General features: G+C 45.1%; 17 protein-coding genes and 1 riboswitch. Of the genes, 12 read left to right on the top strand and 5 right to left on the bottom strand.

Going from position 1 to position 21472, the window contains the following annotated elements:
* The first annotated feature begins 73 nt into the window (after positions 1–73).
* From LCY76_RS19455 to LCY76_RS19440, 4 genes are all read left to right on the top strand, one after another.
* A complete protein-coding gene (locus LCY76_RS19455; RefSeq protein WP_248253999.1) occupies positions 74–2509 on the top strand; it encodes a bifunctional diguanylate cyclase/phosphodiesterase in 2436 nt (811 codons plus the stop codon).
* Between the two features lie 36 nt (positions 2510–2545).
* The gene (locus tag LCY76_RS19450; protein ID WP_248253998.1) at positions 2546–3616 is read left to right on the top strand and encodes a GGDEF domain-containing protein; all 1071 of its coding nucleotides are present in this window, start codon (positions 2546–2548) and stop codon (positions 3614–3616) included.
* Positions 3617–3651: 35 nt separating this feature from the next.
* Positions 3652–4671: an HD-GYP domain-containing protein gene (locus LCY76_RS19445; RefSeq protein WP_248253997.1), complete on the top strand. Its 1020-nt coding sequence runs from the start codon at positions 3652–3654 to the stop codon at positions 4669–4671.
* A 462-nt stretch (positions 4672–5133) separates the two neighbouring features.
* A complete protein-coding gene (locus tag LCY76_RS19440) occupies positions 5134–5568 on the top strand; it encodes a hypothetical protein (protein WP_248253996.1) in 435 nt (144 codons plus the stop codon).
* 77 nt (positions 5569–5645) lie between these two features.
* On the opposite strand, the gene LCY76_RS19435 is transcribed toward LCY76_RS19440, so the two are convergent.
* Complete coding sequence (locus LCY76_RS19435) at positions 5646–6077, bottom strand: dual specificity protein phosphatase family protein (RefSeq protein WP_248253995.1); 432 nt, start codon at positions 6075–6077, stop codon at positions 5646–5648.
* 389 nt (positions 6078–6466) lie between these two features.
* Here LCY76_RS19435 and LCY76_RS19430 point away from each other — a divergent pair, with 389 nt between their 5' ends.
* Positions 6467–6964: a hypothetical protein gene (locus LCY76_RS19430; RefSeq protein WP_248253994.1), complete on the top strand. Its 498-nt coding sequence runs from the start codon at positions 6467–6469 to the stop codon at positions 6962–6964.
* Positions 6965–7025: 61 nt separating this feature from the next.
* Here LCY76_RS19430 and LCY76_RS19425 read toward each other — a convergent pair whose 3' ends face one another.
* Positions 7026–10910, bottom strand: coding sequence for a bifunctional 2',3'-cyclic-nucleotide 2'-phosphodiesterase/3'-nucleotidase (locus LCY76_RS19425; protein ID WP_248253993.1), 3885 nt, complete (start codon positions 10908–10910; stop codon positions 7026–7028).
* A gap of 270 nt (positions 10911–11180) precedes the next feature.
* On the opposite strand from LCY76_RS19425, the gene LCY76_RS19420 reads away from it, so the two are divergent.
* Positions 11181–11534 carry a YkgJ family cysteine cluster protein gene (locus tag LCY76_RS19420; RefSeq protein ID WP_248253992.1) on the top strand — a complete coding sequence of 118 codons (354 nt, stop codon included), beginning with the start codon at positions 11181–11183 and terminating at the stop codon, positions 11532–11534.
* 132 nt (positions 11535–11666) lie between these two features.
* Here LCY76_RS19420 and LCY76_RS19415 read toward each other — a convergent pair whose 3' ends face one another.
* Positions 11667–12632: a D-2-hydroxyacid dehydrogenase gene (locus tag LCY76_RS19415; protein ID WP_248253991.1), complete on the bottom strand. Its 966-nt coding sequence runs from the start codon at positions 12630–12632 to the stop codon at positions 11667–11669.
* 198 nt (positions 12633–12830) lie between these two features.
* Here LCY76_RS19415 and LCY76_RS19410 point away from each other — a divergent pair, with 198 nt between their 5' ends.
* The 3 genes from LCY76_RS19410 (at position 12831) to LCY76_RS19400 (ending at position 16231) form a co-directional block, all read left to right on the top strand.
* Entirely contained in the window at positions 12831–13811 is a 981-nt protein-coding gene (locus LCY76_RS19410; RefSeq protein WP_248254726.1) for a quinone oxidoreductase family protein, read from the top strand.
* A 178-nt stretch (positions 13812–13989) separates the two neighbouring features.
* Entirely contained in the window at positions 13990–15321 is a 1332-nt protein-coding gene (locus LCY76_RS19405; protein WP_248253990.1) for a TIGR00366 family protein, read from the top strand.
* A 109-nt stretch (positions 15322–15430) separates the two neighbouring features.
* Entirely contained in the window at positions 15431–16231 is an 801-nt protein-coding gene (locus LCY76_RS19400) for a putative protein N(5)-glutamine methyltransferase (protein WP_248253989.1), read from the top strand.
* Positions 16232–16297: 66 nt separating this feature from the next.
* Here LCY76_RS19400 and LCY76_RS19395 read toward each other — a convergent pair whose 3' ends face one another.
* On the bottom strand, positions 16298–17173 hold the full coding sequence (locus LCY76_RS19395) for a thermonuclease family protein (RefSeq protein ID WP_248253988.1): 876 nt from the start codon (positions 17171–17173) through the stop codon (positions 16298–16300).
* 272 nt (positions 17174–17445) lie between these two features.
* On the opposite strand from LCY76_RS19395, the gene LCY76_RS19390 reads away from it, so the two are divergent.
* Positions 17446–17706: a hypothetical protein gene (locus LCY76_RS19390; protein WP_248253987.1), complete on the top strand. Its 261-nt coding sequence runs from the start codon at positions 17446–17448 to the stop codon at positions 17704–17706.
* On the opposite strand, the gene LCY76_RS19385 is transcribed toward LCY76_RS19390, so the two are convergent.
* Entirely contained in the window at positions 17675–18487 is an 813-nt protein-coding gene (locus LCY76_RS19385) for an alpha/beta hydrolase family protein (RefSeq protein ID WP_248253986.1), read from the bottom strand. The genes LCY76_RS19390 and LCY76_RS19385 overlap by 32 nt on opposite strands.
* A gap of 142 nt (positions 18488–18629) precedes the next feature.
* Positions 18630–18736, bottom strand: a riboswitch (SAM riboswitch).
* A gap of 288 nt (positions 18737–19024) precedes the next feature.
* On the opposite strand from LCY76_RS19385, the gene LCY76_RS19380 reads away from it, so the two are divergent.
* Positions 19025–20005: a bile acid:sodium symporter family protein gene (locus tag LCY76_RS19380; RefSeq protein WP_248253985.1), complete on the top strand. Its 981-nt coding sequence runs from the start codon at positions 19025–19027 to the stop codon at positions 20003–20005.
* Between the two features lie 577 nt (positions 20006–20582).
* Positions 20583–21413 (top strand): GNAT family N-acetyltransferase, encoded by an 831-nt coding sequence (locus tag LCY76_RS19375; protein WP_248253984.1) that lies wholly within the window; start codon positions 20583–20585, stop codon positions 21411–21413.
* Positions 21414–21472: the final 59 nt, after the last annotated feature.

The following is a 21472-nucleotide window of genomic DNA, read 5'->3' as shown; positions in this document are numbered from 1 at the left end:
GGCCATTAGACCGATAATAGGTATATAACTATCTTTTTTATGCAAACGACTAACTGGGAGACTTACTATCAACATGAACATGATTACTGGCTACTATCAGCTGCCATTAGTGCTGCTTTCTATATTTATTGCCTGTGCAGCGTCCTATGCAGCACTCGATTTAGGGATTCGAATAGATAAAACAAAAGGAAGACTGCGCTACTTATGGCTTTGGGGCGGGGCCATTACGATGGGAATGGGTATTTGGTCGATGCATTTTATCGGAATGCTCGCCTTTCATCTAGCGGTTCCGGTGACCTACCATCTGCCGCTCGTCATCGTATCGATTTTTCCGGCCATCCTTGCATCCGGACTCGCTTTTTGGATGGTCAGCCGCTCGTCCTTAAAAGCGTTCCAGGTGATCTTCGGGGCTCTTTTGATGGCGGCGGGGATCGTATCCATGCACTATATCGGGATGAAAGCGATGATTGTGCAGGGCGGGATCATCTATAATCCTTGGCTATGGTGGCTGTCCGCTGTTATCGCGTTTGTCACGTCACTTGCCGCTCTGTACCTGCTCTTTTCCATTCAGCAGGATAGCGGCAAGGGGAAATTGTGGATGAGAAAAACTGTGAGCGCCCTGATCATGGGGTTTGCCATCGCAGGTATGCACTATACCGGGATGTCATCCGCTTCCTTCACTCACCATGAGCATCATTTGGCGGTGCCAGGCACCTCATTTAATCCGGTCTATTTGGCATATGCCATCGGGATTGGCATGCTGTTCGTTTTAGGGCTGGTATTCATCAGTCTTTTTATTGATCAGCGGTTCGAGTCTCAGGTGCTGAAATCCGAACGGAAATTCCGATCGGTCATCGAGTCGGCGAACGATGCGATCATCCTGGCGAGCAGTGAAGGAATCATTATCTCCTGGAATCAGGGAGCACAACATATCTTTGGATTTGAGAAGAGTGAAGTGATCGGGCAAAACCTTCAAATGATCATACCCGAGCGTTTCAGAACCGCACATCAGCAGGGCATGGAACGCTACCTGGAAACAAACAAGCCGTATGTGATTGGAAAAACAGTGGAGCTTGAAGGCCGCAGGAAAGACGGGTGCGAGTTTCCGATCGAGCTTTCACTCGCAGCATGGACAGAAGAGAACGAGACCTATTTCAGCAGCATCATCCGGGACATTACGGACCGGAAAAAAGCGGAACAGAAGATCAATCAGATGGTGTACCGGGATTCACTGACAGGTTTGCCGAACCGCCTGCTGCTGATGGACCGTATGGAAAAAGCGCTCGAATATGCAGAAATGAACCAGCAGATGATCGGCATGATGTTCATTGACCTTGACCGCTTTAAAATTATCAACGACACACTTGGGCATGTGACCGGAGATCAATTATTGATTGAAACGGCAAAACGGCTTGAGGGCTGTACGGATAAGACCGATACCGTTTCAAGGCAGGGAGGGGACGAGTTTCTTGTTCTTCTTCCCAATACGGCGTCTGGAGAGATTACCCAAAAGGCAGCGAGGATTCTTCAGGCGTTCAGCGATCCTATTGTCATCGATGAGCAGGAGCTGTATATAACGCCTTCGATCGGGATCAGCGTTTACCCCTCAGACGGCAAAGACAAAGAAACACTCATTAAGAATGCCGATACCGCCATGTACCGGGTGAAGGAGGACGGAAAGAATCATTTTCAGTTCTATACGCCAGGAATGAACGAGGCGCAATCCCGGAAAATCAGGCTGGAGATCGGTCTTCGCAGGGGATTGAAGAACGGAGAATTCACCGTGTACTATCAGCCACAGTTTAACATTCATTCCGATGAGCTGGTCGGTGTGGAAGCCCTATTACGCTGGGAGCATCCGGAATTTGGGAACATTTCTCCGGCTGAATTCATTCCGCTGGCGGAAGAATCAGGATTGATCGTTCCTCTCGGGGAATGGGTGCTGTATGAAGCCTGCCGCCAGAACAAAGCTTGGCAGGAAGCAGGTTATCCTTTCATCCGGGTCGCTGTCAACGTTTCATCCCGGCAGTTTCAGCAGACGAGCCTGGTTGAGGCCATCCGCAGAACACTGGAAGAAACCGGCCTGGATCCTCAATACCTTGAACTCGAGCTGACAGAGAGTATCATCCAGGATTCAAAGCATGCCATTTCCATGATGAATAATCTGAAAGCGATGGGTGTTCATCTTTCCATTGATGATTTTGGAACCGGGTACTCCTCCTTAAGCTATCTCAAACTGTTTCCGATCGACAGCTTAAAGATTGATCGGTCGTTCACGAGCAATATTTTTGCTGATACGAAGGATATGGCGCTCGTCAGCACCATCATTGCTATGGCTCATAACCTTGAGCTTAAGGTTATTGCGGAAGGAGTTGAAACACAGGAACAGCTCCAGTTTTTGCAGCAGGGACTTTGCAATGAGGCACAGGGCTATTTATTCAGCCGCCCGATTTCCCCTGAGGAGATCGCTGTTATTTTTGATGATAAAGCCGCGGTCTTGCCGCAATAGTTCAATCGCATAAGTGAGGAGACATTCCGAACAGAAATGATCATAAAAGATTTCTTTGTAAACATAACCATTTTGATTGCCCTGTTGTTTTTGTATTGCCAGTGGGCAAAGGACAGGCCGCTCAATGCAGCGGCTCCATTTTCGACGAAGGTTGTCGCCGGTGTGTCGGGCGGTTTGCTCGGCAATATATTAATGCTTTATTCCATCCATGTGACAGATGAGATCCGTGCTGACCTTCGTTACATTCCGCTGTTGATTGCCATGGTTTATGGGGGATGGCTGCCGGGATTCATTTGTACAGTCTTGATTGCTGGCGGCCGTTTTTTATACGGGGTAAACGAAGCGTCCAATATGGCAGCGATCATCATCATCGTAACATACCTTGGTTTTCTGATTTTTTGCCGGAAGAAATGGGCTTTTACTGCAAAAGTGGCCGCCATGCTATTGTATGCAAACATGATGTTTTCCCTCATTTTTCTAATGATAGTGCAGGATAAACAGATCATTGGAATTATCCTGCCGGTCTACTGGGTGATGTGTATTGCAGGAGGCTGGCTGGCCGTTTATTTATGTGAGCATTTCCGGAAGGCCCACTCCTTATTTAAGCGTTATGAAAGGGAATCCTATACGGATTTCTTAACAAAGCTCGGAAATGTCCGCTACTTTAAACAAGTGTTTAATGAGCGGGTACAGCAGGCGGCAGAAAAAGGAGAAGAACTGTCACTCATCTATCTCGATATCGATTTTTTTAAAAAGGTGAACGATACATACGGCCATCAGGAGGGTGATCGAGTCCTTCGGGAAATGGGAAGGGTGCTGCTTCAGTCCACGAGGTCCTATGATATCGTCTGCCGGAATGGAGGGGAGGAGTTCAGCGTTATTCTTCCGGACTGTACGCTGCCAAAAGCTGTTGAAGTTGCAGAAAGAGTACGGAAGGCTGTTGAGCTGCACCCGTTCACTTTAAGTACAGGTGAGGCGATCTGTGTGACGGTCTCGCTCGGTGTTGCCCACTATCCAACCATTCAGGAGAAGCCTTTACTAAAAAAAGCAGATGAAGCTTTATACTTAGCAAAACGGAACGGACGAAATCAGGTTCGGTTTACATAAATACAAATAGAACAAGAATGGAAGGGAAATGAGACGTGGATCAGGTAAAGATTGAAATTGGACAAGAACTGTTAGACGATCTGTATTCCTCTAGCAATATCTTGCTTCTTCGAAAAGGTACAGTCATTAATGAAATTCATATGCGGCTGCTGGCCAAGTATAATGTGAAAACGATCAAAAGAGACAGCATCAGGCAGAAGCCTCTGTCAGAGGAAGAAAAAGTGAAAAAGGTATACCAAGAGACCCTTTCAAAGCTGAAAGAGCAGTATGCGTCCATTTATAAAAAGGAAGTCTTAACGAGTGAAGATGCCACCTGTATAAAAGAGGCCTTCTCAGGGCTGGTCACCAAGGACAACATCTCACTCATTCAGCTGAAGGAACAGCTCAGCCAGGATGAATATTTGTATCAGCACAGTCTGAATGTTGGTTTGGTCGCAAGAAAAATAGGCCAGATGCTGTATCTGAGCAAGAATGAACAAAACATGCTGGCACAGATGGGTATCTTTCATGATGTCGGCAAATTCAAGATCGACCCGGCGATTCTGAACAAACCAGGACGATTGACGGACGAGGAATTTGAGATCATGAAAAGGCATCCGCAGTATGGCTACAATCTATTAAAAGAAGCGGGTATCCCTCAGGAAATTCTACTTGGTACACTGATGCATCATGAACGGCTGGATGGAACGGGGTATCCGAATAAAGTGTCTTCGCACATTCCATTTTTAGTCCGGATCCTGTCTGTGGCGGATACGTTTGATGCCATCTGCTCCAGAAGAGTTTATAAAGACAATCGGTCGATCTTTTTTGCCGTGGACGAGCTCATTAAGGATGCACGGGGAAATCGGCTGGATATTGATGTGGTCATACCGTTTGCCAACTACTTGATGGAAGCTCTGAAAAAAAGAAAAATTCCGCTGCGCAATGGGAAAACAGCGGAGATCCGCCATGTGTTCCCGGATAGGCCTAACCAGCCGATCCTCGAGGTAGAAGGCTACCTGCCGCTTAACTTGAAGGAGTCGGGGTTGACCCTTTTGCAGGTGGCGAGTGTATAATAATTGATTGCTCTTGCGTTTTGCGAGGGCTTTTTTATTTGGTTTTGTTAAAGTATAATGTTGATTTTCTATCATATTTGGCCTCGCATGCTGATGCTTAAAAGAGACCCTCAAATCTTATTCTCCAATAATAAGGGGTGATAGCTGGCGCTGATAAGAGCCGGCTGATTGGTGAAACAAATGAAGCGCCGAAAAGCAGATGGGATAAAGCTGGCTTATACCCTTCTGCTTTTCAGATGGCGGTTCAATCACCCCCACTAAAACAACAACAATTAACAAGCGAATTAGTAAAGATTCTTAACATTAATAGGTTAACTTACTATTTTAGTAGCAATTGTACCTTTACGGAATAAGCTAGATATTGAATGATGCTGAAGTGCTGACATAGGAAAGGGGTAGCCGCTTATTGGACAAGCATGGCATTTATTCTCTATGTAACTTTTACGGTAAAGGGTTGGTAAGATGGGGAACATAAGTAATTTAAATAAATTAAGCAATTTAAGCAAAATGACGACAGAAGAGATTTTTGAGATCGGGGCCAATTGCTTGTTGGTGCTGGGCCATAAGTTTTTTCTTGTCATTGAAATTGAATCTGCTGTTCCAGATGTGGAGCTCAGTGTATATGTAATCGTTCGTACGGATGAAGTCACTGCACGGAAACTTCATGACGCTGGTCTTGATTTTTGTGAAGTAACACGAACAGTTCCGCGCGCGAGAAAAGGAATTACGGTAGAGTTTCAATGTGTGTTTATTGATGGCTGCAATGTTTTTGCTTTGTTTGATGTGGAAAATGATTTTGACAAAGCTGTATTCGTTAAGATCTCACTCGCTGAAGCAAAGCGTTTAATCCGCAGAGGCGCCATGCAATGCACAGTAATTGATGCTCGAAACCGCTAATTATTTTAAAGGTGCCACCATTTAAAGGTGCCAGGCACCACTCATTACACAAGTGTGTAAGGGAGGTGCCTGGCACCTTATTGTTGTTTTAGATAAACACCATATGATTTTAATAGCTCCATGTAATTTGGAGGGGGATCTAGATCAGGTTTTCTTTGCCGCACCATTGCAAGTGCCTGATCACGCTCTAGGTTAAATCTCTGCATAAAAAAGGCGGTTATAAAAAATCCCAAACGCTGATAGCCAGCTGTATCATGAACGAGAATACGGTACCCTGAATCAAGCAATTGGTTCATTTGGTTCATCATTTTTACTACCCACTGGATATCCGGAGCATAATATACCGTCAACGGAGCCCAAATCATTACACGTCCAGAAAAGTCAAACGGAGGATCATCCGGAGTTGTTCTTAAGTTAATAATGGCTGTGATATTCTGTTGAATAAATCCCCAATCTTCACTCCTGATTAGACCACCAATATACAGTTTACCTGGAATCATTTCTACCATTATTCATCTCCTGGTTCAGTCCTGTTAATGTATTTATATTGCAGGCGACGGTCTTAGGGAACAAAGCTTTATTTAGGGATTGCATCGATATTATTAAATAGGCTGGCCTTTAATAAGGTCAGCCTTTATGTGTTCTCAAATTATGGGTATAGCAGCTATCTATGATTATAGATCTATGGCGGTCATAAAAGGGGATACAGTACTGTTTTTGCAACACTTAATAGGTGATCGTACTATTTTAGTAGCACTTGTCCTCTATCTGAATATGCTAGACAGTGAAGGATGCAAGGTGGTTTTTCTACGGCCCTTTTCATTTTCAGAACAGGCCGGTTGGACAAGCGTGCATCCATTCGGAAATTAAAATTTTTATAGGAAAGTTAGGGATATAGATGTTCGATTATCAAATTGGCGATATGAATGTGATGAGCAATACGTGCAATTCATGCAATAGTAGCAATACGGGAACTATGGGAACCATGGGCACTATGGGCACTATGACAAATGAAGAGATTTTTGAAATTGGCGCCAATTGCCTGTTAGTACTCAAAAACCGCTTTTTTGCAGTAGTAGAAATAGAGTCGGCGGTTCCAAATGTTGAGCTATCAGTGTATGTGATCATCCGTATAGATCAGCAAACCGCTATGCAGCTCCACGATGCTGGATTGGAATTCTGTCAGATTCAAAATAGCATTCCGGTAGCAACAGAGGGTGTAAATGTAGAGTTTCAATGTATTTTTATCAATAAAAACCAGGCGTTTGCTTTGTTTGATGTTGAAGATGATTTTGACCGGGCGGTGTTTGTGAGAATTCCTTTGGATGAAGCGAAAAAAATGATCAGGAGGGGCGTACCACAGTGCACCGTTGTTGATGCTCGAAGCCATCATTAAAAAGGTGCCAGGCACCACTCATTACACAAGTGTGTAATGGCGGTGTCTGGCACCTAATTCTTTATTTCTTTGCTTCGTCGATAATACGGCCCTCAACTTTAGGGTCCACCGTTTTGAGTTTAGCTACATAATCTCTTAGGTTCTCCCAATCAGAGAATCCTAGATCGGTAACTTTTCCGGCTTCGTAGGCTTTTTTGAACACTTCGAAGTTGTCTCCGCCTTTTGCGGTAAAGGCATTGGTAGCCACGACATATTCTTTTGCTGGGTCAAGAGCAGTGAATTGACCTTTAGTTTCCTCGACTTCAACAGAAACGACGCGCTGTCCAGCAGGTTTGCTGCTGTCGAATTTCAGCTTCATTCCTGACATATGAAGGAATGCGCCGCTCTCTTTTGGTGACTGGTCTACGCTGTGCTCAAGCGCTTGCTTGATTTCAGCTCCAGTCAGTTTCATTGTTGCCAGTGTATTGCCGAAAGGGAGAGTCGTAAGCACTTCTCCTAACGTAATTTCACCAGCATCGATCGGGGCGCGGATTCCGCCGCCGTTTTGCAATGCAATCACAGTCTTTGAATTGTATTGCTTCGCTTTATCCAGCATTGCATCTGTGATCAGGTTTCCAAGCGGTGTTTCGTTGCTGCGTACACTCGGACCAACGTCGGAAGAACGAGGGTTTTCCAATGCATTCACTGCAGTTGCGCCGGTAGGCTTGTTCTTTACATCTGCAATTTTATCAGAGTATTTCTTAAGCATTTCCGCTGCTTCAGGATCATCCTTCTGGTCAGCAAGTTTAATTAGTTTGCCTTCTTCTTTTACTACTTTTCCGTCTTGGTCAAAGTCAACATCCAATGTACCAAGGTTATCGCTGTATTGTCCCGTTTGAACGATCACAGTGGAATCTTTATCCTTGCCGTCTTCGTCTTTGGATACAACAACTGGTGCATTAAGCTGTGTATGGCTGTGTCCGCCGACGATCACGTCAATGCCATCCACTCTTTTAGCAAGCTCAAGGTCATTATCGTACGCAGGATTATCGTCATAGCCGATATGAGTTACTGCGATGATCTTGTCGATACCTCGGTCTTCAAATGATTGTACTGCCTTTTGTGCTTGTTCCAAGTAGTTTTGGAATTGAACTTTTTCTGGGCTTGAGATGTCTTTCGTTTCTTCAGTGGTCAGCCCGAAGATTCCAACTTCTTCACCGTTTACTTCTTTAATAATTCCCGTGTAGATGTTTCCGTTTTGCGGCGCTGCACTGATCTTTTTCGTTTGCAGGCCATTAAACAGACTGTCCTGCGAAAAGTCTACGTTCGCGCTGACAAAAGGAAAGTTTGCTTTTTTTACAAATTCGGATAACGCTTTGTGTCCCTCCGGGCTTGCGCCTAGATCGAATTCATGGTTTCCGAATGTCATTACATCGTATTTTGCAAGGTTCATAAAATCAAGGTCTGCTTGTCCTTTGAACTCGTTAAAGTAAAGGGTACCCGAGAAAACATCGCCTGCATCGATCAATAAAGAGTTAGGCTTTGCAGCACGCACGTCTTTGATCGCCGTGATGCGTTTTGCCACGTTATCAATGTGAGCGTGTGTATCGTTCGTGTGCATGATGGACAATTTGAAGTCCTCAGGTTTTTCACCTTTTAGGTCGTACTTGTAGATGCCGAAGCCTTTATCATCCGTTTTTCCAGTGTAAGAGATCTTGCTGTCCGGAGTAAGGTACTTTGCTCCGTTTGGAGAAGAAGTAAACGTAACGTCTGCGTCTCCTTGGATCGGTGCGATTGACCAGTTGCTGTCAGCCGTAGGAGTGATCTCCTTTTTCTCTGTGATGTAATCCATCAAGATTTGACGGTTTTCTTCTGTAGAGTCAATGACATACTCCGCACCTTTAATACCAGGGAAGTTTCCGCCGCCTGATGCGCGGTAGTTGTTTGTCACAACGATGAAGTCTTGGTCCGGATCGATCGACTTGCCGTTGAATTTCAGGTTCTTGATACGGCTGGAATCCGAAATTTTCACGCCTCTTACGTCATAGCGAGCTGGTTTTGTAACATCGATTTGGTACGTTACACCGTCGATCACATCGAAGTTGTAAACAGGGAAAGTATCATTAAGCAGCTTTTGCTCTCCTGCTTTGTTCGGATCGATCGTGTTGAACTTGCCTGCTGACATTTCAAGCCATTGCTTGATGTCAGACCCTTTTACTTTAATTGCTTTAATGGTGTTGTCATAAAGATACAGATCAGCGGCGCTGCGGATCGTCAAGTCGCCTTTGTTGATCTCTGTATATTCTTCCACACCGTTTCGTCCTGCTTTAAATGGTGCACCTACAGATAGAATTGGCAGGTCTTTGTATTGCGGTTTGTTGGCTGCGATGTATTTTTCCGCATACCATTTTTGCGCGTTCGTTACGACCTGTACGGAAGGATCGTCTTTTACAAGCGCGAAGTAGCTGTAGATATCATCCGTTGTTTTACCGATTGGCGTGTTGACGTATTTGATTGTTGCGTTTACATCTTTTCTTACCGCGTCAACGATTTCCGGATCTTCGTCAGCTTTGTACCCTGTGTTTTTATTGAAAATGGCTTTTGTGGAGGATTGCGTATTGTAGATCTTCCATTTTCCTTTTACTTTTTGTAGATTAAGATCGATGATTCCAAGGTTGCTTCCGCCATAGCCGGCTTGAACAGCAGCTACACCGTTAATCGTTCCTTTTGTGTTATCCACGCCGGGAAGGACATTTCCTTGTGCGTCTTTAAAAAGCGCATCCAGCGATTTTTCATCGGCTGCAGGGAAAACTTTGTGCGTATGAGAGAACGTAATTGCATCGACTCCAGACACTTTGCTCAAGGCATAAATCGTATCTTCGCTGTTCTTGATATCGCCATTGAAACCAGAGTGAGCCATAACAACCACAACGTCTGCACCGGCTTTTTTCATTTGCGGTACAAATTTTTGTGCAGTTTCGACGACTCCTCGGGCCGTTACTTTGCCTTCGAGGTTGTTTTTATCCCAATCCATGATCTGCGGCGCTACAAGACCAAGGTAACCGATTTTTACAGTGGCTGTTTTACCGGTTTGGTCTTTCACTTTTTTCGTAACGATTTTATATGGAGTGAATTCGTTTTTATCATTATTCGGGTTGCTGTCTTTGTCTTTTTTATAGATGTTGGCATTGATGTAAGGGAATTTCGCACCCCTGACCGCATTTTGCAGGAAATCCAAGCCGTAGTTGAACTCATGGTTTCCAAACGTAGCAATATCATAGCCCATGAGATTCATAGCTTTATAGACTGGGTGGACTGCACCCTTTTTAAGTGGGTTGACTTTCGCTACATACGTTCCGAGTGGAGTTCCTTGGATCAAGTCTCCATTGTCGACAAGAACGTTATTCTTTACTTCATCGCGTGCTTCCTGGACGAGAGTTGCCGTTTTGGACAGGCCGACGACGTCAGATGGTGCGGATTTGTAATAATCATAAGCTACTAGATTGGTATGGATATCTGTTGTTTCCATGATGCGAAGTGCCGTAGGTGATGTTGATACCGGTGTTGCGAGGTTCGAGCCAAACTTGCTGGTGTTGCCGTTGTAATTCTTAACGACAAATACTTGTACCCAGTAGGTTGGGTTTGTTGAATCGAAATAAGCAGAAAAATTGGAGCTTTTCTTGATGTCTGTTTCTACTGCTGCTTGTGAAACGGGTGTTTTGCCTTTCATAAGCTGAAAAACGACAGCTTCTTTACCCGGGTTCCCTTTTTTAGGGGTAACCGTTACAGAAGCTTTTGTGCCTTTTGAGAAATCCACATAGGGTGCAGATATTTCAAATGGTACTTTTGGAGCAGGTTTTTTAGCAGGTTTAGAAGCGGCGAGCGTTGGACTGGCTAATTGGGATGATACAAGTCCGACTGCAAGTGATGATGCCAATAACTTCTTGAACGAGCGTGTAAACGACATAGATTCACAGCCTTTCAATTTTTTGCACTGCTAGATTAATATATCACGAAAGACCTAGAAATTTGTAGATTTTTTTGAATTATTTTGAAGATAAAAGAATGTGCGGGGAGTGGTGCCAGGCACCCCTTTTTGACATATGTCAAAACGCGGTGCCTGGCACCAAAAACACAAAAAACAAACCAAAAAAGGATTCGACAGGTTTTTGTGGAAATTAATGGGCTGAAAGAAAGTTAGGGCTAACGGGGTACCTGGCTGAGGAGGAGGATGCGGATGGAGAATACGCTGCCATGCAAGGGATGCAGAGGACTATGCTGCGGACCGGTTGCCATAACAGAAGCAGAGCTCAAAAAAATAAAAAAGAAAGTGAAGACCATGCCGCGGAAACTGCGGAGCAAGCTGGAGAACCAGAACCGCTACTACGGAACGTGCATCTTTTATGATCTGGATCAGGACAAGTGCGGCATCTATTCGGCAAGACCAGAAGTATGCCAAAAGTTTGGCTTTTATAAAAGCCTTGTTTGCTTTAAAAGGCCGGAACTGGCGGTAAAGGAGGATCCTTCGCTGAATAGAAGGGTGCCAGCAGGTATGCTGTCGGTTGATTATACGTGGAAGGATTTTAAATGAAGAAAGAGATGGAGAAGATCCATCTCTTTTATTTATGGGGTGGCTAGGTTAATGGAGTCCGCCGTAGAGTGGGCAGTTACATAATTGTCAGTGGCAAGAGGTCCTTTTGATTAGGACCTCTTTAGTGATGGTTTAATAGCCTTTCTTGTAATCAACCGCGTTAATGGAAGGTGTCTTTCCGTTTACATATTCCTTTAAGTTAGGAATCAAGATGTCCTCGATCACCCGCTGGTCGTAATACTGTGTGGATCCGGCGGTATGGGGTGTAATGATGACATTTTCCATCTCCCAAAGCGGGCTGTTATTTCCGAGCGGTTCGGTCTCGAACACATCAAGCCCGGCTCCGGCAATTTCACCGTTCTTCAGCGCTTCAATCATCTCTTCTTCGACCACGATGTCACCGCGTCCTATATTAATGAAGAAAGAAGAGTTTTTCATGAGCTGAAACTCTTTTTGGCCAAGAAGGTGATGGGTCTTTTCTGTAAGCGGGAGCGTCACTGCCACATAATCACATTCAGGCAGCAGATCATGCAACTCATCAGATGTATACATTTTATCGATATATTCTTCGGGTTTTCCGGAGTGGCGCATACCTAGAACTCTCATGCCAAACGCTTTTGCAATCTTTGCCGTTTCTTTTCCGATCGCACCTGTACCAAGGATGCCGATCGTCTTTCCGTGAATTTCAAGCTTAAGATTGGAATGATCCCATGTTTTGGACTGCTGGTTGCGGACATACGTATGAATTTTGCGGGTCAGCCCGAGCATGAGGGCGAAAATGGTCTCAGAAATCGGGAAGGCATGAACCCCGTTGGCACTGGTCAGAAGCACATTTTTGCTGGATAGCTTGTCTAATGGAAGACTGTTTACCCCGGCACTCCACGTTTGCACCCATTTTAAAGATGAATTTTCACTGTCAAGGGTGTAATCCTCCATCCCTTTTTTCCATCCGGCGATCACTTCAGCATCGGGAGCTTCCTTTTGCCATATTTCCTTATCCTTGCCGGTCACAATGGTCCATTCCGGTATTACTTCCTGCACTTTTTCAACATAAGCAGCATCAACATTTTGAGCGATCAGCAGTTTTCGAGCAGTCATCGTATCCCATCCTATCTATGTATTTTCATTTTCATTAAGTTTACCAGAAGGAGGGAGATTTTTGTGGTGCCAAGACCTGTGAGGGTCCACTTTGATGGTGCCAGGCACCGCGTTTTGACACTTGTGTAATTGTGGTGCCTGGCACCATAATAAAAGGAAAAAGGAGGAAATGGGATGAAGGGGACGATCAACGGAACGATGAAGGCAATTGCGGTGACGAAATTTGGCGGACCAGAGAACATGGAGTACCTGGATATGAATGTGCCTTCTATCAAATCCAAACAGGTGTTAATTAAGGTGAAGGCTACTTCTGTAAACTACGCAGACATTAAAGCGAGGCATGGGAATAAGGGAAAGGGAACTCTGCCATTTATTCCGGGTTTGGAAGCGGCTGGGGTAGTGGAGCTGGTGGGTGAAGACGTACAGAGCCTTCAAGTGGGGCAGCGGGTTCTTGCCTTTCCTCATAACGGTTCCTATGCAGAATACATAGCAGCAGACGAAAATTTGACATTCGCGATACCGGACAGCATGAGCTTTGAAACAGCAGGGGCTTGCGGTATCGTTTCGTTTCTTTCATACCATTTACTCGCCAATTTGGCGCAGATAGAGGAAGAAGAGACTGTTGTCATTCATTCAGCGGCCGGCGGTGTTGGAACGACAGCAGTGCAGATGGCCCTCGCTCTTGGTGCGGGCATTGTGATCGGCACGGTGGGAAATGAAAACAAAATCAAAACAGCCAAGGATTCCGGCGCTCATCATGTCATTTGTTATGAGCAGGATAATGTTGCTCAAAGAGTGAATGAGCTGACTCATGGAAAGGGAGCTGACATCATTCTTGATTCGGTCGGCCGGGACCTGACTGCAGCGAGTTTCAGCTGTTTGGCCAAATATGGCCGCCTCGTTGTTTTCGGAAATTCCAGTGGAAGCTATGGCAATATTCCGGCGGGTGAGCTGCATTCAAGCTGCCGTTCGGTGCTCGGCTTCAGCCTCGGTACGACGAGAAAGGAGAGGCCAGATGTACTGCAAAGAATCGCTCCTAAAGTGTTTCCGTTGCTGGAGGATGGCCGAGTGGAAATCAATATTGGACAGCAGTTTTCTTTAAAAGATGCAGCCCGTGCCCACGAATGGGTGGAAAGCAGAAAAAGCACGGGAAAAGTAGTACTGATGGTGGGAGAGTAATAAGAAGAGCGAGAATGGTGCCAAATATCATTCTTGCTTTTTTTGATATTTTTCGCCGAATAGTGATGAAATTTTACAAATAGGAAAAAAGACAGACAGGATTTTTACTTCGTTAAGATGAATATTTATACAGTGTACTTTTAAAAAAGTAAATAGATTAACAGAGAAGGAGAATAAAATGAAAGCGCTATCTAATTTCTTCACTACCCTTGTGCAGAGGTTCTTGCCTGATCCATTTGTGTTTGCATTAATCCTGACAATCATTCTCTTTTTATCCGGTGTTATTTTTACGCATCACAGCCCCATCGAAATGGTAGGTTTCTGGGGATCGGGATTCTGGAACCTTCTGGCCTTTGCGATGCAGATGGCTCTCGTCCTGGTGACGGGGCATGCCCTAGCCAGTTCACCATTGATCAAAAAATGGATGGTGAAGCTAGCCGGAATTGCTAAAACACCAGCTCAAGGGGTCATTTTAGTTACGGTTGGTTCTGGGCTTGCTTGTTTTATCAACTGGGGGTTCGGGCTGATCGTTGGTGCCCTGTTCGCAAAGGAAGTAGCCAAACGGATTCCTGGCTCGGATTACCGTTTTCTGATCGCGTGTGCGTATATCGGTTTTCTTACATGGCACGGCGGACTGTCAGGTTCTATTCCCCTCGTGGCTGCCACTCCAGGAAATCCGATGGAAAAAACAGCTGGGCTGATTCCGCTGACGGATACCATCTTCACCAGCTATAACCTGTTCATTACGGTCGCGCTGCTTATTATCCTGCCTATCATGGCCAGGCTGATGATGCCTACGGGAAAAGACGTGATTGGGATCGATCCAAAGATCCTCGCGGAAGACGAAGCCTCTGCAGCGATAGCGATCGCCCCAACTGAGGTGAAACGAACGTTTGCCGTTGCGATGGAAAACAGCAGATTTCTCAGCCTGGCAATTGCGGTGCTCGGCTATTCGTACATCATCTATTACATAGCCACAAACGGTTTTAAAATCGATATCAATACCGTCAACTTGCTGTTCTTTACGACAGGTCTTCTGCTTCACGGAACGCCGCTGTCTTACATGAACGCTGTATCCAATGCGGCAAAAGGCACAGCGGGCATCTTGATTCAATTCCCGTTCTATGCGGGGATTCAAGGGATGATGGAGCTGTCCGGCCTTGGCGGGATGATCACCAACGCATTTATCTCCATTTCCAACCCATCGACGTTTCCGTTCTTTGCGTTCTTGAGCTCAGGATTCGTCAACTTCTTCGTTCCGTCCGGCGGAGGACACTGGGTCGTACAGGGGCCGTTCATCATGCCTGCCGCACAGCAGCTCGGTGTAGAACCCGGCATCGCAGCGATGGCCATCGCCTACGGTGAAGCATGGATGAACATGGCCCAGCCTTTTTGGGCTTTGCCGGCTCTCGCTATTGCCGGACTCGGCGCACGGGACATCATGGGATACTGCGTCACAACCCTGCTTGTGTCGGGTGTCATCTTCGCAGTTGGATTGTCGTTTTTTTAGAGGGGTGGAGTAGAGAGGGGTGCCAGGCACCTCCGTTACACATGTATGTAATCGTGGTGCCAGGCACCTCAAAAAAAAGGCACCAGAAAATTCATTCAGAGGTAAAATCATGGTGAATGTTGATATTCAACAGGATAGGAATTTTTCATCCGTTGTCACGAGGCTTAGGGCAGCAGGCTGTGTTTATGCGGAGGATGAGGCTCGTTTGCTGATGGCTGAGGCGAAAACGCCAGCACAGCTGGCGGCTATGATAGACCAGCGTGCTGCCGGTTTTCCTCTCGAACAAATCATCGGATGGGCGGAATTCTGCGGCTTCCGGATCAAGGTGGACCCGGAGGTTTTTGTTCCCCGCCGACGTACTGAGTTTCTTGTCTCCCAAGCGGCAAATATCATTCGGACGGAAGACATCGCCGTTGATCTCTGCTGCGGTTCAGGTGCGGTTGGCGCCGTGCTGGCTTCAATCCAAGAAAGTATTAAGCTGTATGCTGCTGACATCGATCCGAAAGCGGTACAATGCGCTAGCCGTAATGTGACGGCTCTCGGTGGCCGTGTCTACGAAGGTGACCTGTACGAGCCGATGCCCAAAACACTTCTCGGGCGCGTCAACCTCCTAGTCGCTAACGCACCTTACGTCCCCACTGATGCGATCGGGATGCTTCCTGCGGAAGCCCGCCTTCACGAGGATCGAGTGGCACTGGACGGCGGGGAGGATGGACTTGACCTCCAGCGGAGGATAGCGGCTGGTGCGTCGGTCTGGCTGGCGCCGGGAGGCCATCTGCTTGTTGAGACCAGCGAACGGCAGGCACTGCAGACTCTCGAAATTTTTAATGCTAACGGATTGTTATCACGTGTAGTCCGTTCCGGCGAACTGGACGCAACCATCGTTATTGGCACTAGAACCACTATCTAAAAAAGCCAAAAGAAAAGCCGGATCAGCACAAACTGCTGATTAGGCTTTTAGTTTTATCTCCACTATCTATCGCTGAGACTTCCGGTAGCCTGCTTTTTGGGCTTCAGCCTCTGAGCAGAACATGACCTCGGCTTTCGTCCGATCGTAATATTGGCCGCCAGGCATGTGATAGATTCGGGACTGGTTTCCCTTGATGTTGCAGCTTCCCTTTGGTTTCTCTGGCGTTTTCACTTGAGTATTCTGCTTGTTGGTTTGTGACCCTCCGGAAACTGTTCCGTTTGATGTGCTGGTTTTTGAATTGGCATGGAATCCATCCTGCTGGGCATAGTTTTCAATCGACCAAATGCCAACACCTGCTTTTTGAGCTTTTTCTTGTGTGGCGCGGAACTGATCGACGTATTTGGTGTTAGGCGGATACACATAGGCCACACGGGCAAGGCCTTTTTCCAGAAGCAGTTGGTTAAAGTTTTGCTTTCCGATCCATATGTACGCGAGCAGCCTGCCGTATTTATCGCGTTCGGACACATCCAGCTCGACACCGACTTTTTTGCCCGTTAACTGGGTTTTTGTAAATTTGGAGCTTTCCGGCCCGAACGGCTGAACACCGAGCCTCGGATGTTTTGTCTCGGGTGTGTCGATAAGGAGCATGCGGATTCGCTCCGTTTTTCCGTTCTTAAATTTCACATCCAGTGTATCCCCATCGACCACATACGTAACAGTAGCCGGCATGCCTTTAACGGCAGATGTCTGATCTCTGGATGGAGTGATTTTGACATCATTTGAAGATGAATCTTCTTGTTTTGCAGCAGGTGAATCCGTTTTTTGTCCGGGATCCGTGCTTGTTTGGCCTGTGCTAGGTGCCTGTGCACACCCTGTGATGAGCAAAGCCGTTAACAGCAATACAATCAGGCTAGTCAGACTTTTTCTGCGTTTTTCTCTCAAGTTGATCTCCCCTTAATTTTTAGAGCGTTCAAGTTGGTTGTATGGTAAGGGTAATGAAGTTTACGGCGACGCGTCCATAATAAAAATACAAAAGCTATTATACTACGATATGGAATGCAGAAGGGGACAATGTGAGCAAGTTTTATGCGGCTTTCTTAATTGAAAGATCAAAAAAGACCGAGCACATTTGCTGTATCTTTCAGAGTGGAAAGTGATTCTGAAGCAGCTTAAAGATCACGAAGGTGCAGATTTTTAAAAAGGAAGATGAAGAAGTGAAAAAATTAGTTGCGGCAGTCATCCTGTTGTTGGAAAGTTTAGTGTATGTGTTAGCGCCTCTCACACAAAAAACGTTGTATCTGGACAGATTTTCGGTAAATGCGAACAACCCGGTCAGTTTTCATTGGAACACCATCGCTATCAATACTGGCTTTGTTAAAGGAGATCCGGGATCGGTTTACCATCGCTGTACTTCAGGTGCCAGGCACCGCTTTTACACAAGTGTCAAAAGCCGGTGCCTGGCACCATCAAATTAGAATCATTTATGAGCCAATTGGAGGTTACAGTGATCAGTTCATTGAAGTGCATGATGGATGAGAAGGTGTGGTTGGCGCCTTTAATAAGCCGAATCTTGCTTTTTCCACAGGGTCTTTTTTGTGTGTTCTCAAAGAATTCACCGCAATAATGGGCTGGAATTTCTTTGTCGTCCGTACCGTGAAGGAGCAGCACATCACCCGAAAACTGGGATAGCTGGTCTAAAGGATTGGAATTCTTGAGAGACTGCAGAAATTTTGTGGTCAGGGAATAACCTAAATGATCCACGAATCCTTTAATGAATAGATGGCTATATTCTTCTTCACCCACGATATTAACAATGTCATCAAACGGCCGTCCCACCGCAGACCAGAGGATTAACTGTTTAACCCTTTCGTCACGTGCCGCAGAATGCACAGCGACTGCTCCTCCAAGGCTATGGCCCAGCAGGGTAATCTGGTCGGAATCAACGTTAGGAAGCTCCAAGGCAAAGCTAACGGCAGCATATGTTTGGTCGATTAGGTCTTCAAAGCTGTTTTCCCCATAATTCCCCTCGCTCTCCCCGCAGCCCGAATAATCAAACCGAACCACAACAAATCCGTTCGAAGAAAGCTGCTGTGCGGTTTTAACAAACAAGCGGTCCACACCGATCCGGTTGCTTGTAAATCCATGGCAAATAATAACGGCAGGGAATTTCTTACTTTTGCTCAGTACGGATTCCGGATAATGCACGGTTGAGGTAAGCCTTTTTCCCTCCCAGTGTATACAATCGTGTTTTTCCATATCACCAACTCCTTATTTAACGTTTATCATTTAAAATAACTATTCATATCTTTTTAGTCGGAATTGATTCAATAAAAAACCCCTTCCTATGTTTATGGAAACATAAGAAAGGGTTGAAGAGACCGAAGAATGATCAACACAATTCTTATCTTCCAAGCAAAAAGCTTGTTGAAATTGGCACAGTGCTCATATAGGAGTCTGTTGCCGAGGTTTCTCAGGGTCAATTCCCTCCACCTCTCTGGATAAGAATATTTAATTTCATTTAATGTAAAATAGAATTAAAAGTTTGTCAATTAAATAATCTGATTTGGACAGCTATCTCAAAAGTGTATGCATACATCCTATGCACCTGGCGGGGAGAGGGATTCAAAAATATACAATAGCCTGCGCCTGTTTTTATAGGGTGCCATATATGGTGCCAGGCACCTGAATTACACAAGTATGTAATTGCGGTGCCTGGCACCGCAAACTTAAATATTTTATACTATAAATTAATATACTATTAGAGTAATAGACTCAGACGGAAGAAGGCTAATCGTGTTAGAAAAGTTAAACCACCAGCTGGAAAGATTTATGCCATTTATTACACCCGCAAGCGTGATCCTTGGAATTTTGCTTACGAGCGAACTAAAGGGTTTGCTTTTTTTAGTTCCTTGGATTTTTGCATTCATGACGTTTTCAGGTAGTTTAGGGTCTAATTTTACCCATCTGCGCAATACACTGTCCCGGCCTGTGCCCATCCTGACAGCACTCATCATCCTGCATATCATAATGCCGATATGGGCGTGGGGAGTCGGGCACATTGCGTTTTCCTCGGATTCCCCAACCATAACCGGACTCGTATTGGCAATGGTCATACCGTGCGGCGTGACGAGCAGCATCTGGGTATCCATTTATCGGGGGAACAGCACCCTCGCGCTTTCCATTATATTGATTGATACGCTATTATCGCCGATCGTCGTACCTTACAGCCTATCCCTGTTTGTCGGAGAAACCGTCTCCATTAATGAATGGTCCATGGTGAAGGACCTGTTGATTATGATCGTGATCCCATCTGTCATTGGCATGCTGCTCAATCATTGGACGAAGGGAGAAATAAAGAACACGCTCGGGAAAAGAATCTCTCCTGTTTCTAAAATTTGCATGAGTGCTGTGGTCGCCATCAATGCTTCGGTTGCCACCCCGTATTTGGTTCATGTGAACGGGAAACTTTTATTGATTGGTTTGTTCGTCCTGTTGATCGCGGCCAGCGGTTACTTAATATGCTGGCTGACCGGCATGCTTTTTGGATGGGAGAGAGAAACGGTTGTAGCTCTCGTCTTCAGTGGAGGCATGCGGAATATCAGCGCTGGATCTGTTCTTGCGTTAACGTACTTTTCGCCGGCGACAGCTGTTCCCGTCGTGGTTGGAATGCTGTTTCAGCAGGTTCTGGCGTCTATATACGGCCATCTGATAGCTAAACACTACGGCAGACATGAACAACTTACTTCGGAAAATAACGAAAAAATTCCTGTTTAATAGTTTTGGTGCCAGGCACGCTTAATTGAAAAAAAGGAGCCCTCCATGAAGGCTCCTTTTTTCTTACTTTCCTTTTTTAACGGACAGGATGAAACGTACCAGCAATGTTTCGAGCTGCTCATCCTTTATCTTCTTTGTGTTGAAATACTGGTGAATGCGTTTTTTTAGCACTTCACTGCTCATCACCATTCTCCTTTCCTCTTTGTTTTCCTACTTTTTTCTTTCCTTTGAAGAATATACCTGCCAGTTGTCGAAAGAAGGGGTAATATGTCTTATGCGCTATATGTAGTGGGCCCGATTTTTATGATTTTATTACCATGCTTGCTTGATAATATTTCCGGATTTTAGCAGATTGAAACGTGGAATTGGCAAGAAAAACGAAAATTCTGTTCGTATAAAAGGAAATTGAATTGTTCGCGTACGCTTTGAGAGAAATCATGATAAACTTGGATTATTAATTGTAAATGGCGAGGAGGTTGGTTTGAAACGGCACTTATAAGTAAACGTCGTGCAGTCTTTCAGTTTTAAGAGATTATGCAGAGTGCAAAAATCTTAAAACAAGGGAGAATGGATCAATATGATTTATGAATTGACTCTAAAACGATACGATAAGGTAAGAAAACTTTTTAAAGAACAAAACGATCATCCAGTCATACAAGGTGTCATTTCAGGGATAAATCGCGGAAAGATTTTTGTTGATGATGTTGAATCTCCTTTAACTGCATTAATCTGGGCGGTTAATGAAATGTTTTATTTGGGAGGAGACCATACGAACCACACATTCAACTCCTTTCTGCAGCCATTCATAATAGAAGTAATAAAACCTGAAGCACTTGAATTCGGCGAAAGTGATTTTAATCTTGAAGTATATCCTCCTCAAGGCTGGCATGAAGTAATATCCTCGCTATTTCCTGCAGGATTAAAAATAGGTGAACGAGTGCCTTTCAAGTTTCACAGTGAGCATTTTTTATCTTTAAAGTTAAACAATGCCATACCTGAAGGCTACATAGTATCGAGAATTACTCAAGATTTACTTTTGATGGATCCCCTCCAGACGATCAATAAAGAGATTAAGAAATTCTGGGTCTCGGAGGAAAGCTTTTTAGAACACGGTCTAGGCTGGTGTGTCATGCATAAAAGCAAAGTCATTGGAACGTGCATCAGTGTGTTTGCGTGTGGTGGTGACGTGGAGATCGGTATAAATGTTTATGAAACAGAACATCGAGGCAGAGGGCTTGCAACGAGAATGGCCCGTGGTTTTATCAATGACTGCATAAAAAGTGGCAGGAAACCCCATTGGACAACAGAAACCTTTAGGCATGATTCGATTGTAATCGCAGAAAAACTTGGTTTTGAAAGACTTCCTAATTATCAAGTATACTTTCTTCCTTTTCACGAGTTTAAGTAAAGTCAGCATTTAATGCTGGCTTTTTTTATAGACAAAAGAAGAAGATATGAGGTATACTC

The sequence above is a fragment of the Fictibacillus marinisediminis genome, from assembly GCF_023149135.1.
Classification (GTDB): Bacteria; Bacillota; Bacilli; order Bacillales; family Fictibacillaceae; genus Fictibacillus_C; species Fictibacillus_C marinisediminis.
Note: the sequence above shows the minus strand (reverse complement) of the source record. Positions and strands in the feature narration are given on the sequence as shown.

Coding starts and splice junctions, on each gene's coding strand:
- LCY76_RS19455 (WP_248253999.1), top strand. CDS start 74: ATGAACATGATTACTGGCTACTATCAGCTGCCATTAGTGCTGCTTTCT.
- LCY76_RS19450 (WP_248253998.1), top strand. CDS start 2,546: ATGATCATAAAAGATTTCTTTGTAAACATAACCATTTTGATTGCCCTG.
- LCY76_RS19440 (WP_248253996.1), top strand. CDS start 5,134: ATGGGGAACATAAGTAATTTAAATAAATTAAGCAATTTAAGCAAAATG.
- LCY76_RS19435 (WP_248253995.1), bottom strand. CDS start 6,077: ATGGTAGAAATGATTCCAGGTAAACTGTATATTGGTGGTCTAATCAGG.
- LCY76_RS19430 (WP_248253994.1), top strand. CDS start 6,467: ATGTTCGATTATCAAATTGGCGATATGAATGTGATGAGCAATACGTGC.
- LCY76_RS19425 (WP_248253993.1), bottom strand. CDS start 10,910: ATGTCGTTTACACGCTCGTTCAAGAAGTTATTGGCATCATCACTTGCA.
- LCY76_RS19420 (WP_248253992.1), top strand. CDS start 11,181: ATGGAGAATACGCTGCCATGCAAGGGATGCAGAGGACTATGCTGCGGA.
- LCY76_RS19415 (WP_248253991.1), bottom strand. CDS start 12,632: ATGACTGCTCGAAAACTGCTGATCGCTCAAAATGTTGATGCTGCTTAT.
- LCY76_RS19410 (WP_248254726.1), top strand. CDS start 12,831: ATGAAGGCAATTGCGGTGACGAAATTTGGCGGACCAGAGAACATGGAG.
- LCY76_RS19405 (WP_248253990.1), top strand. CDS start 13,990: ATGAAAGCGCTATCTAATTTCTTCACTACCCTTGTGCAGAGGTTCTTG.
- LCY76_RS19400 (WP_248253989.1), top strand. CDS start 15,431: ATGGTGAATGTTGATATTCAACAGGATAGGAATTTTTCATCCGTTGTC.
- LCY76_RS19385 (WP_248253986.1), bottom strand. CDS start 18,487: ATGGAAAAACACGATTGTATACACTGGGAGGGAAAAAGGCTTACCTCA.
- LCY76_RS19375 (WP_248253984.1), top strand. CDS start 20,583: ATGATTTATGAATTGACTCTAAAACGATACGATAAGGTAAGAAAACTT.